The following is a 15,175-nucleotide window of genomic DNA, read 5'->3' as shown; positions in this document are numbered from 1 at the left end:
CAGGACGCGACTCCCCCCGTGGGGTATGGTCGCGACCGCCCGAGCGGCCCCGCCGCAGCCCGGAAGCCGCCCCCGAGCAGGAGGTCCGATGCCCGCGATCGTGGTCCTCGGAGCCCAGTGGGGCGACGAGGGGAAGGGCAAGGCCACCGACCTCCTGACCACCACCGAGAAGATCGACTACGTCGTCCGCACCAGCGGTGGCCACAACGCCGGTCACACCATCGTGGTGAACGGCGAGAAGTTCGCCACGCACCTGCTGCCCAGCGGGATCCTGACTCCGGGGTGTACGGCGGTGATCGGCAACGGCGTCGTGGTCTCGCCGGAGGCCCTCTTCCGCGAGCTCGAGGCGCTGGCCGAGCGCGGGGTCGACGTGTCGCGACTCGTCGTCAGCGCCAACGCGCACGTGATCGCGTCGTACCACCAGACGATCGACAAGGTCACCGAGCGCTTCCTCGGCAAGAACAAGGTCGGCACCACGGGGCGCGGGATCGGCCCGACGTACGCCGACAAGGTCGCCCGCGTCGGCGTGCGGGTGGCCGACCTGTTCGACGAGAAGATCCTGCACGACAAGATCGAGGGCAGCCTCGACGTCAAGAACCAGCTGCTCGCGAAGGTCTACAACCGGCGCGCTGTCGACGTCGACGCGGTGGTCGAGGAGCTGCTGTCGTACGCCGACCGGTTGCGGCCGCTGGTCGCCGACACCTCGCTGCTGCTCAACCAGGCGCTCGACCGGGGCGACACCGTGCTGTTCGAGGGCGCGCAGGCGACGATGCTCGACGTCGACCACGGCACCTACCCGTTCGTGACGTCGTCCAACGCGGTCGCCGGTGGCGTCTGCACCGGCGCGGGCGTCGGTCCGACCCGGATCGACCGGGTCATCGGGGTGATCAAGGCCTACACCACGCGCGTCGGCTCCGGCCCGTTCCCCACCGAGCTGTTCGACGAGGACGGCGAGAAGCTCTGGAAGATCGGCGGCGAGGTGGGTGTCTCGACCGGCCGCGACCGCCGATGCGGCTGGTACGACGCGGTGGTCGCCCGCTACGCCTCGCGGGTCAACGGCCTCACCGACCTGTTCCTGACCAAGCTCGACGTGCTGTCGAGCTGGGAGAAGGTCCCGGTCTGCGTGGCGTACGACGTCGACGGCGTCCGGCACGCCGAGATGCCGATGACCCAGACGGAGTTCCACCACGCGAGGCCGGTCTACGAGCACCTGGACGGCTGGTGGGAGGACATCTCCGGATGCCGCACCTTCGACGCACTGCCGGCGAACGCACAGGCCTACGTGCGCGCGCTGGAGGAGATGTCGGGCACCCGGATCTGGGGCGTCGGCGTCGGTCCCGGCCGCGAGCAGACCCTCGTCGTACCCCCTTCGTGACGGTGGAGACGACGGTCGCGCCTCCGTTGGTGCTGGTGCACAGCCCGCTGGTCGGTCCGTCGACCTGGCGACCCGTGGCAGAGCTCCTCCGGCGCGCCGGCCGCTCGGCGGAGCTCGCCGATCTCACCGAGACGGTTTCCGGGGACCCGCCGTACGTGCCGCGTCAGGTAGCGGCCGTCCTCGACTCCGTGGCCGGCCGAGACGCCGATCCGCGCGTGCCGGTCGTCCTGGTCGCGCACAGCGGCGCGGGTCCGCTGCTGGGCGCCGTGGGCGAGGCGCTGGGTGAGGTGGCCGGATACGTGTTCGTGGACGCGGGGCTGCCGACGCCGGGGCGGAGCACGCTGGCGACGGCGCCCCCGGAGTTCGCCGACCTCCTGCACGAGATGGAGTCGGAGGGCGTCCTCCCCCCGTGGGCGCTCTGGTGGGGCGAGGACGGCCTGGCGGAGCTGCTGCCCGACCCGGAGCAGCGCGACCGGTTCGCCGCGGAGTGCCGGCCGTTGCCGCTGGCGATGTTCGAGGAGGAGCACCCGGCGGCACCCCACTGGCCCGACGCACCGTGCGCCTACCTCCGGCTGAGCACGGCGTACGCCGACGCCGCCGCGGAGGCGAGGCGCCGGGGCTGGCCCTGCACGGAGCTGGACGCGCACCACCTGGCGATGCTGACCCAGCCGGAACAGGTCGTCGACGTCCTGCTCGGCCTGCTGGGCCGGATGACCACGCCCGGCCGGCCGGGCTGACGCTCCGCGTGCGGGGCGCTTGATCGCCGCTCGGCAAGGCGGGTCAAGCGTGATCCGGTCGTACGCCGGAACCTGGCGACATGACACTTCCGTACGCCGAACCCCTGACCGTCCTGCAACCCGCCGACCTCGTCGTGCCCGAGCCACCGCGGCGGGGCGAACCCGGGGGCGAGCCGTGCTTCCCCTGCAGCGCCGGCTCCGACTCCAACCTGATCTGGTCCGACGCGCACTGGACCCTGCACAACCCGGGCCAGACCGGGCTGGCCGGCTCGGTCTGGCTGGCGTCTCGTGAGCACTTCGACTCGTTCGCCGACATGCCGGCCGAGATCGGCTCGACGTTCGCCGCCGTCTGCGGGCACGTCGAGCGGGCCGTGCTGGCGCTCGGTGACGTCGGCCGCGTCCACCTGTACCGCTGGGGCGACGGGGGTGCGCACTTCCACGTCTGGTTCGTGCCGCGGCCGTTGGGCCGGCTCGACATGAGCGGCCCGATGCTGATGGCGTGGGAGGACGCGATGCCTCCCGCCACGGAGGCGCAGATCGCCGAGGCGGGTCGGCGCATCGCGGCGGCGATGGCGTAGTTCCATGGCGACCGTGACCGCCCGCTCCGCGTCCCTCGACCGACGGCTCGGGCTGGGCGACGCGGTCTTCATCGGGCTGGGCTCGATGATCGGCGCGGGCGTGTTCGCGGCGTACGGCCCAGCTGCGCGCGCCGCGGGGACGGGCCTGCTGATCGGCCTGGCCGTGGCCGCGGTCGTCGCCTACTGCAACGCCACCGCGTCGGCGCAGCTCGCCGCGGCGTACCCCCGCGCCGGCGGCACCTATCTCTACGGCCGCGAGGTGCTCGGGCAGTGGTGGGGATATCTCGCCGGGTGGGGCTTCATGGTCGGCAAGACCGCCTCCTGCGCGGCGATGGCGCTGATCTTCGCGGCGTACGTCGCCCCCACGGGCTGGCTGCGGCCGGTCGCGGCCGCCGTGGTCGTCGTCTTTGCGCTGGTGAACTGCGCCGGCATCACCCGCACGGCTCTGCTGACGCGCGTGCTGGTCTCGTTGGTGCTCGTGGCCCTGGTCGTCGCGGCCGTCGCGTGCTTCCGCGGGGGCTCGTCGTCCGGGCTCGACGGGTGGACGTCGCCCACGAACGGGTTGTACGGCGTGCTGCAGTCTGCCGGGCTGTTGTTCTTCGCGTTCGCCGGCTACGCCCGGATCGCGACCCTGGGGGAGGAGGTGCGCGAGCCCGCGCGCGTGATCCCGCGTGGCATCGTGGTCGCGTTGGCCGGAGCCGTCGTGGTGTACGCCGTCGTCGCGGTGGCGGTGCTCATGGTCCTCGGAGGGGCCGGGACCGCGTCGTCGTCGGCCCCCGTCGCCGACGCCGTCCGGGACGGCTCCGCGACCTGGGTGGTCGGTGTCGTCCGGGTGGGTGCCGCCCTGGCCTCCGCCGGCGCGCTGCTCGCCCTGGTGGCCGGGCTGGGCCGCACCGGTCTGGCGATGGCCCGTGAGCGCGACCTGCCGGGCTGGCTGGACGCGGTCCACCCGCGCTTCCGCGTCCCGCACCGCGCCGAGCTGACGGTGGCCGCGATCGTTGTCGTCCTGGTGCTGACGACCGACCTGCGCGGCGCGATCGGCTTCTCGTCGTTCGGTGTGCTGCTGTACTACTTCGTCGCCAACGCCTCGGCGTACCGCCAGCCGTCTGCTGCCCGCCGCTTCCCGCGCTGGCTCCAGCTCCTCGGCTGCACCGGCTGCCTGCTGCTCGTCGCCTCCCTGCCCTGGCAGTCGGTCGTCGCCGGCCTCGCTGTGTTCGCGGTCGGGATCGTGCTACGCCTGACCCGCCTATGCCGCCTGTCCGGGTGACGCCCCTTCGCTTGTAACGCCCTGTTATCCCCACCCGGGCGCCCGCAGGTAGGCGCACTGCCGTGGATAACAGGGCGTTACAAGCAGGACCGGCCACTAGGGTGGCCCGCGTGGACGTCCTCGTGATCGGGACCGGCGGGCGGGAGCACGCGCTGGTCCGGGCGCTGGCCGCAGACGCGGGGGTCGAGACCGTTCATGCCGCACCCGGCAACCCCGGCATGGCGGCGCAGGCGACCCTCCACGAGATCGAGCCGATGGACGGGGCAGCCGTCGCCGCACTCGCCGCCGGCTTGGGCGTGGGACTCGTCGTGGTCGGGCCGGAAGCGCCGCTGGTCGCCGGGGTGGCGGACGCCGTACGGAGCAGGGGTGTCCCGTGCTTCGGCCCGAGCGCCGAGGCTGCCCGGCTGGAGGGGTCGAAAGCGTTCGCGAAGGACGTGATGACCGCTGCCGGAGTCCCGACCGCCGAGGCCAGGGTCTGCACGACCGCCGAGGAGGTCGCGGCCGCCCTCGACGCGTTCGGCCCGCCGTACGTCGTGAAGGACGACGGGCTGGCCGCCGGCAAGGGGGTCGTCGTCACCGACGACCGGCGCCTCGCCACCGACCACGCCGCTGCCTGCGACCGCGTCGTCGTCGAGGAGTACCTCGACGGGCCCGAGGTCAGCGTCTTCGCACTGTGCGGCTGGAACGAGGCGAACGGCCCGACGGTCTACCCGCTCCAGCCAGCCCAGGACTTCAAGCGCATCCACGACGGTGACGTCGGTCCCAACACCGGCGGCATGGGCGCCTACACCCCGCTCACGTGGGCCCCGCCCGACCTGGTCGACGAGGTCACCCGCACCGTCCTCCGGCCGACTGTCGACGAGATGGCCCGACGCGGGACTCCGTTCTCCGGTCTGCTGTACGCCGGGTTGGCGCTCACCTCGCGCGGGGTGCGCGTCGTGGAGTTCAACGTCCGGTTCGGAGATCCCGAGACCCAGCCCCTGCTGGCGCTGCTCGACTCACCGTTGTCGCCACTGCTCCTCGGCGCCGCGACCGGCAGGCTCGCCGACGTCCCGCCCCCCAGGTGGAAGCCGGGCGCCGCCGTCACGGTCGTGCTGGCCAGCAAGGGCTATCCCGAGACGTCCTCGAAGGGCGACGTCGTCGTCGGCACCGAGACCCTCGCCCACGACCCCGCGGTCCACGTGATCCACGCCGGTACGGCGCTCGCGGACGGCCACCTTGTGACTGCCGGCGGTCGCGTGCTCGCCGTGACCGCCGTCGGCAGCGACGTCGCGGACGCCCGCGAGAAGGCCTACGAGGGCGTCGCGACCATCTCCTTCCCCGGCGCCCAGTGGCGTCGCGACATCGCCGCCGGCCGATGACCGAGGCCTCTCGGGAGGAGCGCACCTCGACCAGCGGCGGCACCATGCGTCTGCTCACCCAGCCGCCCACCACCGCGGTCCCCGACCTCGCGCGGCTGGCGTCCCTGCGTCGGGTCGTCCAACCGGGGAAGGTGCGACCTGCAGGAGGGCCGCCGTACCTTGCCGAGGGGCAGATCGTGACGTGGCACTACGGGGCCTGGACCGACGTGCTGCGAGTTGTGCGCGATGACGAGCGCGGACTCGTGGCGTGGCTGCCCTCCGACTCGGAGCGGCTGACGGCGATCCCGCGCGACGGGAGGGGGCTGCGCGACAGATCATTGGCCGAGCGGGCGGCGTTGTCGGTGGCCCGCGAGTACGACATGGTGGTGCGCGGCTGGCAGGGTCCCGGCCTCCTGCGGATCGCGCCCACCGGCGTCCCCTGGTCGTTGTGGTACTTCCGCGACGACCGTGGGGCCTTCGAGGGCCACTACCTCAACCTCGAGCTCGTGCACGAGCGACCGGTGGACGGCAGCCCGCGCGTGCACACCCGCGACCTGGTCCTCGACCTGTGGCTGGAGAACGGCGAGACCTGGCTGAAGGACGCCGACGAGCTGGACGCCGGAGTCGAGGCCGGGTGGTGCACGGCCGAGCAGGCGGGAGTGATCCGCGACATCGCCGAGCAGGCAAGAAGCGAGCAGATCGACCCGGGTGCCTGGCCGCTCGACGAGGGCTGGGAGTCCTGGCAGCCGCCACCGGAGTGGGACGAGCCGCTGACACTTCCTCGCGACGTCGTCGACATCGCCTCGGCTGGTCCGACGGTCGGGACGGGTCAATAGCATGGGCGCGTGACCGTCCCCAACGTCCTCGCGACGCGGTACGCCGCGCCCGACCTGGTCGCGATCTGGTCGCCGGAGCACAAGGTCGTGCTCGAGCGCCGGCTCTGGATCGCGGTGCTGACGGCGCAGCGCGACCTCGGGGTCGACGTACCGGACGGCGTCGTCGAGGCGTACGAGAAGGTCGTCGACCGCGTGGACCTGGACTCGATCGCCGCGCGTGAGCGGGTGACGCGCCACGACGTGAAGGCGCGGATCGAGGAGTTCGCGGCCCTGGCGGGGCACGAGCACATCCACAAGGGGATGACCTCCCGCGACCTGACCGAGAACGTCGAGCAGCTCCAGGTCCGCCAGTCGCTGACGCTGGTCCGCGACCGGGCCGTGGCGACGCTGGCTCGCCTGGCCCGCCTCGCCACCGAGCACGAGACGACGGTGATGGCCGGTCGCTCGCACAATGTCGCGGCGCAGGCGACCACCCTGGGCAAGCGGTTCGCCACGGTCGCCGACGAGCTGCTGGTGGCCGTCGAGCGGCTCGAGGACCTGCTGGACCGCTATCCGCTGCGCGGGATCAAGGGCCCGATGGGGACGTCGCAGGACATGCTCGACCTGCTCGGCGGTGATCACGGCAAGCTCGCCGAGCTCGAACGCCGCGTGGCCACCCATCTCGGCTTCGAGCGGGCCCTCGACAGCGTCGGCCAGGTCTACCCCCGCTCGCTCGACTTCGACGTCGTCTCCGCGCTGGTACAGCTGGTCTCGGCGCCGTCCAACCTGGCGACCACGATCCGGCTGATGGCAGGCCACGAGCTGGTCACCGAGGGCTTCGCCGAGGGCCAGGTCGGCTCCTCGGCGATGCCCCACAAGATGAACACCCGCTCCTGCGAGCGGGTCAACGGCCTCGCGGTGGTCCTGCGCGGCCACCTGTCGATGGTGTCCGAGCTGGCGGGCGACCAGTGGAACGAGGGCGACGTCTCCTGCTCCGTCGTACGCAGGATCGCGCTCCCCGATGCGTTCTTCGCCACCGACGGTCTCTACCAGACGTTCCTGACCGTGCTCGAGGAGTTCGGCGCGTTCCCGGCGGTGATCCAGCGCGAGCTCGACCGCTACCTGCCCTTCCTGACCACCACGAAGGTGCTGATGGCGGCGGTCCGTGCCGGGGTCGGCCGCGAGGCGGCGCACGAGGCGATCAAGGAGCACGCGGTCACCGTCGCGCTGGAGATGCGGCAGGGCCGCACCGACAACGACCTGTTCGACCGGCTCGCCGACGACCCGCGGCTCGGGCTCGACCGGGCGGCGATCGCGACGCTCGTGCGAGACCCGATCGAGTTCACCGGTGCCGCCCGCTCCCAGACGCAGGCCGTCGTGCGCCGGGTCGAGGAGGTCGTGGCCCGCCACCCCGACGCCGCGGCGTACACCCCCGGCGCGATCCTCTGACCTTCGGCCCACGAAGAAACTGGCCCACGAACGACGCCGGCGGGGCACCGCCGGAGTCGTCTGCGGGCCAGTTAGTGCGGCGACCCGGATCAGACCAGGGACGGCGCCGGCTCGGATGCCAGCGGCCGGGATGCGCGGCTGCTCAGCAGCGCGACACCGGTCACGATCGTCCAGATCACGAACACGAAGTAGGTGAAGAAGAACGGCGCCAGGATGCCGCACAGGCCGGCGACCACCGAGAAGATCCGCAGCCACATCGGAAGCCGCCCGGCGACCGCGAGCACCAGCGCCACGACGCCGACGAAGAACGCCGGGCCGCACACCGCGACCAGGTTGCCGACCTCGCTGAGCGTGTAGACGACCGGCTGCGGGACACCGGTCTGCACGTGGGTGCCGCCCTCCGCCATCGCGACGTCGATGCCGCCGACCAGGAAGGAGCCGACGACGCTGATCGTCGTACCGGCCTGGCACAGCCCGCCGACGAAGTCTCCGACCGCACCGTCCAGGGACCGACGAAGAGCCTGGCCGAGGACGATCAACGCGAGCGAGCAGAGCGCGGACATGTAGGCCAGCGCGAAGGCGGCGGGCCAGTGCCCGTGGGACACGTACGACGCGATGTTGTCCGGGTCGTAGTCGCCCCCGGGCGAGCCCAGGGACAGGAAAGCGGCGGTCACGCCCAGCCCGTAGACGAGCAGCGCGACGCCGGCACGGCGAGGAACGGTGGTCATGAGGTGCTCCTGACGAGGTCGATCGGTCGGACCCCTCGACGCTAGGGAGCAGGTGCCACGCAGGTCGTCGTCCGCGCTCCCGGTTTCCGGTCCCTTGAGCGGGCGACCCCACATCCTCCGCAAGTAGGACGCACCGCGCCTGATGTGGTCCTACCGTCGGAGCATGACCCGCCGGAGCTGGGCCTTCGACGTCGCGGTCGCGCTCGGCGCCGCGCTCCTGGGCGTGCTCGAGGCGTTCTGGGGTATCGATGCGACCCACCGGCAGGGGCCGCACTGGATCGAGGCGCTGCTGTTCGTCACGACCTCACTGTTGCTCGTGCTCCGCAGAGTCAACCCGTTGGGCTGCGTGGCAGCGATCACCGCGGTGAGCGTCGTCGAGTTCGCACTGGTCGGCTCGCCGGAGGGTCAGGGGGTGGCGACCGCCGCCATGGTCGCGGCCTACTCGGTGGCTCGCTACCAGCCACGGCGAGCGTGGTGGGGTCTGGTCCTGGTGGGGATCTTCTGGGTGGCCTGGGCGGGATTCGACCCGATGAACACCCGTCCCGTCCAGTTCGCGCAGAGCGGGATCTGGATGATGGAGATCGTCGTCCCCTGGCTGGTCGGCGCCCTTGTGCGCAGCCAGGCCCAGAACCTCGAGCAGCGCCGCACCGCCCGGGAGCAGCGGGCGGCGCGGGCGGTCGCCGAGGAGCGGAACCGGATCGCCCGCGAGCTGCACGAAGTGATCGGTCACAGCGTGAGCGTGATGACCGTCCAGGCCTCGGCCGTACGTCGTCGCCTCACCACCGACCAGGCCGTCGAGCGCGAGGCGCTCGAGACCGTCGAGCGCGTGGGCCGCGAGGCGCTCGACGAGATGCGCCGCATGGTCGGCGTGCTCCGCGAGGCCGGGTCGGACCCGGACCGCGAGCCTCCGCCCGGGCTGGCGCAGGTCACCGGACTGGTCGACAAGGTGCGGGCCACCGGGCTCCCGGTCGAGCTCACGATCTCCGGCGACCCCCGGCCGCTGCCCGGCGGCCTCGACCTCACGGCGTACCGCCTGCTGCAGGAGGGCCTGACCAACACGCTCCGGCACGCCGTCGGACCGGCCCGGGCGGAGGTCGGCATCACGTACGGCGAGGGCGCGCTCGAGCTCTCGGTGCGCGACGACGGCGCGGCGAGCGCGCCGGACGCCGAGGCGGGGCACGGGCTCCTCGGCCTGCGCGAGCGCGTCGCCGTGTACGGCGGTGAGCTGGTGGCGCGTCCCCGGAACGGTGGTGGGTTCGAGCTGCTGGCGACGCTGCCGCTGGGGGTGACGGCGTGACGACGGTGCTCATCGCGGACGACCAGGCACTGGTCCGTCGGGGCTTCCGGCTGATCCTCGAGATCGAGCCCGACATCGAGGTCGTGGGCGAGGCCGCCGACGGTCACGAGGCCGTCCGGCGATGCCTCGAGCTCCGCCCGGACGTCGTCCTGATGGACGTGCGCATGCCGGGTCTCGACGGGATCGCGGCCACCCGCCTGATCGCCGCCGACGAGGCCCTCGGGGAGACCCGCGTGGTGATGCTGACGACGTTCGACATGGACGAGTACGTCTACGAGGCGCTGGAAGCCGGCGCGAGCGGGTTCCTGCTCAAGGACGTCGAGCCCGAGCTGCTGGTGGCCGGCATCCATGCCGTGCACGACGGCGACTCGCTGCTCGCGCCGAGCGTGACGCGCCGGATGATCGAGTCCTTCCTGTCGGCGCCGCGGGTGCGCGATCCCCAGGCGCGGCGCGCGCTGGGCACGCTGACCAACCGCGAGCGGGAGATCCTGCTGATGATGGCGCGCGGGCTCACCAACGCCGAGATCGCCTCCGAGCTGTTCGTCTCGGAGACCACCGTGAAGACCCACGTCGGGCGCGTCCTGATGAAGCTCGGGCTCCGCGACCGGGTCCAGGTCGTGATCTTCGCCTACGAGTCCGGGCTGGTGACCGGACAGCGCACCTGACCTACGGTGAGTTGGTGGCGAAGGCGGTGACGGTGAAGGTGACCGGCCGCGTGCAGGGCGTCTCGTTCCGGTGGTACGCCGTGCAGGAGGCCCGGCGTCTCGGCGTCCGCGGCTGGGTGCGCAACGACCCCGACGGGTCGGTCTCCGGACATCTCGAGGGGGACGACGACGCGGTGGACGACATGGTGGACTGGTGTCGGCGAGGCCCGTCGTACGCCGCGGTCCGGCACGTGGCGGTGAGCGGCGCGCAGCCGACCGGCACCGACGGTTTCGACATCAGGTACTGACCGCCTCGACCCCGCTGATCGGTAACCTCGGCTCCATGCCGACCCCCGCAGCGCCCGCCATCGACGGAGCGACCCATCTGCACTCCGGCAAGGTGCGGGATCTCTACGAGCTGCCCGACGGCCGGCTGCTGATGGTGGCGAGCGACCGGATCTCGGCGTTCGACTACGTCCTCGACACGACCATCCCGGACAAGGGCGAGATCCTGACCCGGATGTCGCTGTGGTGGTTCGAGCAGCTGGCCGACCTGGTGCCCCACCACGTGCTCTCGACGGACGTGCCCGAGGCCGTGCGGGGCCGAGCCGTGATCTGCGAGCGGCTCGAGATGTACCCGGTCGAGTGCGTCGCCCGCGGATATCTCACCGGCACCGGACTGCTCGACTACCGGGCGAGCGGCGAGGTCTGCGGCATCGCGCTGCCGGCCGGTCTCGAGGACGGCAGCCGGCTGCCCTCGCCGATCTTCACACCCGCCGCCAAGGCCGCTCTCGGCGAGCACGACGAGAACGTCTCATACGACGCGGTGGTCGCGACCGTGGGAGCGGACGTGGCCGCTTCACTGCGCGAGCTGACCCTCGAGGTCTACGCGCGTGCCGAGGAGATCGCCCGCGGCCGCGGGATCATCCTGGCCGACACCAAGCTCGAGCTCGGGCACCGCTCGGACCCTTCGACAGGCTCAGGACAACGCGGGACGATCGTGCTCGCCGACGAGGTGCTCACGCCCGACTCGTCGCGCTTCTGGCCCGCCGACGGGTGGCACCCCGGTCGGACCCAGCCGTCGTACGACAAGCAGATCGTGCGGAACTGGCTGCTCTCACCGGCCTCCGGGTGGGACCGCGCCTCCGGGGAGCCGCCGCCGCCGTTGCCCGAGCCGGTCATCGAGCACACACGGGCGCGCTACCTCGAGGCGTACGAGACGCTGACGGGGCTGCCCTGGTGAGCCACCCCACGAAGGTGTTCGCTGCGCTCACCTCGCCGCGGGGGCCCCGGACATGACCGACTTCCAGGTCACCCTGGAGCTGCCACACCCGCCGTCGGCGCTGTTCCGCTTCCTCGCCGATCCCCGCAACCGGCCGCTCTGGCAGACCAGCCTGCGCGCGGTCACCGAGCTCGACGAGGGCGAGCCGCACCGGGGCATGCAGTGGCGCGACGTGACCAAGGTCGGGATCAAGCCGTGGATGGAGATCACCGAGCTCACGCCGTACCGGGTGCTCAGCGAGTCCGGCACCTGGCGCGGCGTCGACGGCCTGCTGACCATGCGGTTCGTGAAGACCGGGCACGGCACCCGCCTCACCGCGGAGGGCCGGCTCATCGGTCACGGCCCCTTCGCGCTCGCCGCCGCCCTCAGCGGCCGCTGGGCTCCCGAGACGATCCGCAGGGACCTCCTCCGCGCCTCCGAGATCCTGACCCGCTGACCCCGACGCGGGAGTTTTCCGCGCCGAGGTGGGAGCCCCGCGCTCGCGGAAGTCCCACCTCGCGCCGGCGGAAGTCCCACGTCGGCGGTCAGGCGAAGGGGTTCGGGCGGCCGCCGGGGAGCTGGGCGAGGAGCTCCTGGGCGCGGAGCAGCAGCTTGTGCTCGACGAGCACCTCGTAGCGGGTGGCGACGACGACGCGGACCGAGGAGAAGTCGCGCCGGCCGCGGGTGGCGGCGTACCCGACGAGTGCCCAGACGATCCCGAACAGCACGCCGAAGAGTGCCGTGGTGACGATCGTGACGAACCCGCTGTCGCTGCCGAAGAGCGAGAAGATGATGCCGATGAAGATGCCCAGCCACAGCCCGGACAAGGCTCCGCCGAGAGCGACCTTGTTCGTGGTGAGGCGGCCCGTGATCCGCTCGACCTGCTTGAGGTCGGTGCCCACGATCATGCAGTTCTCGACCGGGAACTCCTTGTCCGAGAGGAAGTCGACGGCCTTCTGCGCCGCGGCGTAGTCGTCGTACACGGCCAGGGACTGCGGGAACTGCAGCTGCAGCATGCTGGCGCCCTGCAGCCCCGGGTTGCCGCCGCCGAGCCCGCCGAGCGGGTTGTTCGTTGCCATGGCCCCAGTCTGCCCGCACCCGGGTGGCGGTGCGTGGAGCGCACCACGCCCGTCCTTAGACTTGGCCCGACCCGCACAGCCCTCCGAAAGGCACCACCGTGGCCCGGTACGTCGTCGACGTGATGCCCAAGCGCGAGATCCTCGACCCACAGGGCAAGGCCGTGCTCGGTGCGCTGCCTCGGCTCGGGTTCGAGGGCGTCAGCGACGTCCGCCAGGGCAAGCGGTTCGAGATCGAGGTGGACGGCGAGGCCGACGACCGGCGCCTCGACGACGTACGCCGGATGGCCGAGACCCTGCTCGCCAACCCGGTGATCGAGTACTTCACGGTGACCGCCGACACCGGGCCGGCCGAGCCGTCGGCCGAGCCTCCCGTCGAAGCGGTCGAGGAGGCCGACCCCGACCTCGATCCCGACCACGACGACGCGCACGGAGCATGAGGAGTCGAGCATGAGGATCGGTGTCGTCACCTTCCCCGGCTCGCTGGACGACGCCGACGCGGCCAGGGCGATCCGGCTGGCCGGCGGCGAGTCCGTGGCGCTCTGGCACGGCGACGCCGACCTCAAGGGGGTCGACGCGGTGGTCCTGCCCGGAGGGTTCTCGTACGGCGACTACCTGCGCTGCGGTGCGATCTCGCGGTTCGCGCCGGTGATGAGCGAGGTCGTGACGGCTGCCGAGCGGGGCATGCCGGTGCTCGGCATCTGCAACGGCTTCCAGGTCCTCTGCGAGTCCCATCTGCTCCCGGGTGCCCTGATCCGCAACGACCACCGCACGTTCATCTGCCGCGACCAGCGCCTCCGCATCGAGAACAACCGCACGCCCTGGACCACGTCGTACGCCGAGAACGCCGAGGTCACCATCGTCCTCAAGAACGGCGAGGGTGGCTTCGTGGCCGACGAGCCGACCCTCGAGCGGCTCGAGGGGGAGGGCCGGGTCGTCGCGCGCTACCTCGACGTCAACCCGAACGGGTCGCTGCACGACATCGCCGGCATCACGAACGAGCGCGGGAACGTCGTCGGCCTGATGCCCCATCCGGAGCACGCCGTCGAGGCGCTCACCGGCGCCGGCACCGACGGGCTCGGCTTCTTCACCGGCCTCGCTGCCCTGACCGCGACCTAGTTCCGGATCCCGGCCGCCAGCGCCTTCCAGGTGCCGTAGTTCACGACCCCGGAGACGGTCCGTCCGGTCGCCTGCTGCCAGGCCCGCAGGGCGACGTCGGTCGGGCGCGTGAACAGGCCGTTCACCGTGAGGCCGGTGCGGGGCGTCGCGGCGTTCAGGGCGCGCTGGACACGACGTACCGACGAGCCCGTCGAGCCGAACTTCAGCACCGGCCGCGATCCCACGGTGACGATCGTCATCCAGGCCTGTCGGGTGAACGTCCTGCGGAGCTTGAGGCCGTGCGCCCTCTGCCAGGCGTGGACGGCGGCCAGCGTCCGGTCGTTGAACGTCCCGTTAATCCGGCCCGCGTACACCTGCTGCTCGGTGAGCAGGCACTGCAGCGCCTTGACCAGGATCGGGTCGGAGCCGAGCCTGGTCGGCGGGTAGTCGGCGAGGTCGACGTCCACCCCACCGCAGTGCCGCTCGCCGGGCGCCGTCGGCGTGCCGAGGCTGAGGTAGTCGCGGTCGATGTTGATCCGCACGCCGCCCCAGGTCTCGTCGTGTCCGCCGAGGTACTGCTTCATCCGGCGACCAGGCCGCCAGCCGTCGTCACTGATGTACGACGTGGACACGTTGGCCTTGCCGTCCCAGCGCGCGATCCAGATCTGGTCGGGCAGCGCGTACTTGTCCGGGGTGTTCAGGCGGGCCTGGTCGAGCGCCCAGATCCCGGAGCCTGCGCTGGAGTAGACGCCGGACACGTAGTGGAGCGTGTGGATCCCCGTGGTCCATCCGTTGAGGAAGGACAGCGAGGCCTTGCGGCAGTCCGTGTTGGTCTGGTCGAAGCCCTCGAGGTCGTACCAGAGCGTGCTCCCGGCCGAGATCCCGAGCTGCTGGGCGACGCCCACCGCGCGGCCCGCCTCCCTCACGCCCTGCCGGCGGGCCTTGCCGAAGTTGCCGTACTGCCCTGGGTCGTTGCTGATCACCGGGTCGTTGCCGTAGCGGGGGAACCGCGGGTTGCAGGGTGCCTGGGGTCCGAGAGTGATCGGGAGCAGCTTCCAGCCCTTGCGCAGCTGGGTGCTGATCCAGGTGGTGGTGAGGTTGGGCTGGTTGCGGCAGGCACGCGAGGCGCCGGAGATGTAGATGCCGACGGCGAGGTAGGGCGAGTGCTTGAGCCAGGCGTCCATCGCCGTCTGGTTCGGCGCCAGGCACTGGTCGAAGCCGTACCCGCGGAAGTTCCCAGGGGTCACCACGTTGGCCGTGGCGGCCGAGCCCGCCGGGACCTCCGTCGTCACTCCGGCGATCGTCGCCAGCGCCGCCGCGGCGACGACGATCCTGAGGGGACGGAGGAACATGCAGGACTCCCTGGGGCTTGTGACATCCCCGTGGCGGGGGGCCGGCCGGGGGCCGGGGTCCACGGGGAACGGCACACCATAAACACAGCAGTCACACCCGTCACAGCAGTTCCGGAGAACTACATGACTGTTCTTTGGGGAGTCGTGTGCCTGAGGAC

General features: G+C 71.9%; 16 protein-coding genes and 1 pseudogene. 14 read left to right on the top strand and 3 right to left on the bottom strand.

Annotation, left to right across the window (positions count from 1 at the left end; all coding sequences use genetic code 11):
* Positions 1-88 precede the first annotated feature (88 nt).
* The 7 genes from VGK78_RS06205 to purB all read left to right on the top strand — a co-directional run bounded on the left by VGK78_RS06205 (position 89) and on the right by purB (position 7,561).
* Complete coding sequence (locus VGK78_RS06205; RefSeq protein ID WP_331526651.1) at positions 89-1,375, top strand: adenylosuccinate synthase; 1,287 nt, start codon at positions 89-91, stop codon at positions 1,373-1,375.
* The gene (locus VGK78_RS06200; RefSeq protein WP_331526650.1) at positions 1,372-2,112 is read left to right on the top strand and encodes an alpha/beta fold hydrolase; all 741 of its coding nucleotides are present in this window, start codon (positions 1,372-1,374) and stop codon (positions 2,110-2,112) included. The genes VGK78_RS06205 and VGK78_RS06200 overlap by 4 nt, the downstream gene beginning before the upstream one ends.
* 80 nt (positions 2,113-2,192) lie before the next feature.
* Positions 2,193-2,690, top strand: coding sequence for a hypothetical protein (locus tag VGK78_RS06195; protein WP_331526649.1), 498 nt, complete (start codon positions 2,193-2,195; stop codon positions 2,688-2,690).
* A 4-nt stretch (positions 2,691-2,694) separates the two neighbouring features.
* A complete protein-coding gene (locus VGK78_RS06190) occupies positions 2,695-3,957 on the top strand; it encodes an APC family permease (protein WP_331526648.1) in 1,263 nt (420 codons plus the stop codon).
* Between the two features lie 110 nt (positions 3,958-4,067).
* Positions 4,068-5,318 (top strand): phosphoribosylamine--glycine ligase, encoded by a 1,251-nt coding sequence (purD, locus tag VGK78_RS06185; RefSeq protein WP_331526647.1) that lies wholly within the window; start codon positions 4,068-4,070, stop codon positions 5,316-5,318.
* On the top strand, positions 5,315-6,133 hold the full coding sequence (locus tag VGK78_RS06180) for a DUF402 domain-containing protein (protein ID WP_331526646.1): 819 nt from the start codon (positions 5,315-5,317) through the stop codon (positions 6,131-6,133). The genes purD and VGK78_RS06180 overlap by 4 nt, the downstream gene beginning before the upstream one ends.
* A gap of 9 nt (positions 6,134-6,142) precedes the next feature.
* Positions 6,143-7,561 (top strand): adenylosuccinate lyase, encoded by a 1,419-nt coding sequence (purB, locus tag VGK78_RS06175; protein ID WP_331526645.1) that lies wholly within the window; start codon positions 6,143-6,145, stop codon positions 7,559-7,561.
* 89 nt (positions 7,562-7,650) lie between these two features.
* Here the strand turns inward: purB and VGK78_RS06170 are convergent, their stop codons facing one another.
* Entirely contained in the window at positions 7,651-8,289 is a 639-nt protein-coding gene (locus VGK78_RS06170) for a hypothetical protein (RefSeq protein ID WP_331526644.1), read from the bottom strand.
* Positions 8,290-8,452: 163 nt separating this feature from the next.
* On the opposite strand from VGK78_RS06170, the gene VGK78_RS06165 reads away from it, so the two are divergent.
* Genes VGK78_RS06165 through VGK78_RS06145 form a run of 5 tightly spaced genes read left to right on the top strand, consistent with a single transcriptional unit; the run spans position 8,453 to position 11,948 of the window.
* Positions 8,453-9,586 carry a sensor histidine kinase gene (locus VGK78_RS06165; RefSeq protein WP_331526643.1) on the top strand — a complete coding sequence of 378 codons (1,134 nt, stop codon included), beginning with the start codon at positions 8,453-8,455 and terminating at the stop codon, positions 9,584-9,586.
* Positions 9,583-10,251, top strand: a complete 669-nt coding sequence (locus VGK78_RS06160) for a response regulator transcription factor (protein ID WP_331526642.1) — start codon at positions 9,583-9,585, stop codon at positions 10,249-10,251. The genes VGK78_RS06165 and VGK78_RS06160 overlap by 4 nt, the downstream gene beginning before the upstream one ends.
* A gap of 14 nt (positions 10,252-10,265) precedes the next feature.
* On the top strand, positions 10,266-10,538 hold the full coding sequence (locus tag VGK78_RS06155) for an acylphosphatase (RefSeq protein WP_331526641.1): 273 nt from the start codon (positions 10,266-10,268) through the stop codon (positions 10,536-10,538).
* Positions 10,539-10,573: 35 nt separating this feature from the next.
* Positions 10,574-11,473 carry a phosphoribosylaminoimidazolesuccinocarboxamide synthase gene (locus VGK78_RS06150; RefSeq protein ID WP_331526640.1) on the top strand — a complete coding sequence of 300 codons (900 nt, stop codon included), beginning with the start codon at positions 10,574-10,576 and terminating at the stop codon, positions 11,471-11,473.
* 52 nt (positions 11,474-11,525) lie between these two features.
* Entirely contained in the window at positions 11,526-11,948 is a 423-nt protein-coding gene (locus VGK78_RS06145; protein WP_331526639.1) for an SRPBCC family protein, read from the top strand.
* Between the two features lie 88 nt (positions 11,949-12,036).
* Here the strand turns inward: VGK78_RS06145 and VGK78_RS06140 are convergent, their stop codons facing one another.
* A complete protein-coding gene (locus tag VGK78_RS06140; RefSeq protein WP_331526638.1) occupies positions 12,037-12,570 on the bottom strand; it encodes a general stress protein in 534 nt (177 codons plus the stop codon).
* A 98-nt stretch (positions 12,571-12,668) separates the two neighbouring features.
* Between VGK78_RS06140 and purS the strand changes: the two are divergent.
* Positions 12,669-12,908, top strand: a pseudogene (gene purS / locus VGK78_RS06135) (phosphoribosylformylglycinamidine synthase subunit PurS); the annotation flags it as partial.
* Between the two features lie 109 nt (positions 12,909-13,017).
* The gene (gene purQ / locus VGK78_RS06130; RefSeq protein ID WP_331526636.1) at positions 13,018-13,686 is read left to right on the top strand and encodes a phosphoribosylformylglycinamidine synthase subunit PurQ; all 669 of its coding nucleotides are present in this window, start codon (positions 13,018-13,020) and stop codon (positions 13,684-13,686) included.
* On the opposite strand, the gene VGK78_RS06125 is transcribed toward purQ, so the two are convergent.
* Positions 13,683-15,017 carry a glycoside hydrolase domain-containing protein gene (locus VGK78_RS06125; RefSeq protein WP_331526635.1) on the bottom strand — a complete coding sequence of 445 codons (1,335 nt, stop codon included), beginning with the start codon at positions 15,015-15,017 and terminating at the stop codon, positions 13,683-13,685. The genes purQ and VGK78_RS06125 overlap by 4 nt on opposite strands.
* Positions 15,018-15,175 lie beyond the last annotated feature (158 nt).

It is taken from the genome of Nocardioides sp. (assembly GCF_036503465.1).
In the GTDB taxonomy this organism is placed as follows: Bacteria; Actinomycetota; Actinomycetes; order Propionibacteriales; family Nocardioidaceae; genus Nocardioides.
This window is presented reverse-complemented; position numbering and strand designations above follow the sequence as displayed.

Excerpts from the sequence above, each read along its gene's own strand:
- VGK78_RS06205 (WP_331526651.1), top strand. The coding sequence starts at position 89 with ATGCCCGCGATCGTGGTCCTCGGAGCCCAGTGGGGCGACGAGGGGAAG.
- VGK78_RS06195 (WP_331526649.1), top strand. The coding sequence starts at position 2,193 with ATGACACTTCCGTACGCCGAACCCCTGACCGTCCTGCAACCCGCCGAC.
- VGK78_RS06190 (WP_331526648.1), top strand. The coding sequence starts at position 2,695 with ATGGCGACCGTGACCGCCCGCTCCGCGTCCCTCGACCGACGGCTCGGG.
- VGK78_RS06180 (WP_331526646.1), top strand. The coding sequence starts at position 5,315 with ATGACCGAGGCCTCTCGGGAGGAGCGCACCTCGACCAGCGGCGGCACC.
- VGK78_RS06170 (WP_331526644.1), bottom strand. The coding sequence starts at position 8,289 with ATGACCACCGTTCCTCGCCGTGCCGGCGTCGCGCTGCTCGTCTACGGG.
- VGK78_RS06165 (WP_331526643.1), top strand. The coding sequence starts at position 8,453 with ATGACCCGCCGGAGCTGGGCCTTCGACGTCGCGGTCGCGCTCGGCGCC.
- VGK78_RS06150 (WP_331526640.1), top strand. The coding sequence starts at position 10,574 with ATGCCGACCCCCGCAGCGCCCGCCATCGACGGAGCGACCCATCTGCAC.
- VGK78_RS06145 (WP_331526639.1), top strand. The coding sequence starts at position 11,526 with ATGACCGACTTCCAGGTCACCCTGGAGCTGCCACACCCGCCGTCGGCG.
- VGK78_RS06140 (WP_331526638.1), bottom strand. The coding sequence starts at position 12,570 with ATGGCAACGAACAACCCGCTCGGCGGGCTCGGCGGCGGCAACCCGGGG.
- purQ (WP_331526636.1), top strand. The coding sequence starts at position 13,018 with ATGAGGATCGGTGTCGTCACCTTCCCCGGCTCGCTGGACGACGCCGAC.
- VGK78_RS06125 (WP_331526635.1), bottom strand. The coding sequence starts at position 15,017 with ATGTTCCTCCGTCCCCTCAGGATCGTCGTCGCCGCGGCGGCGCTGGCG.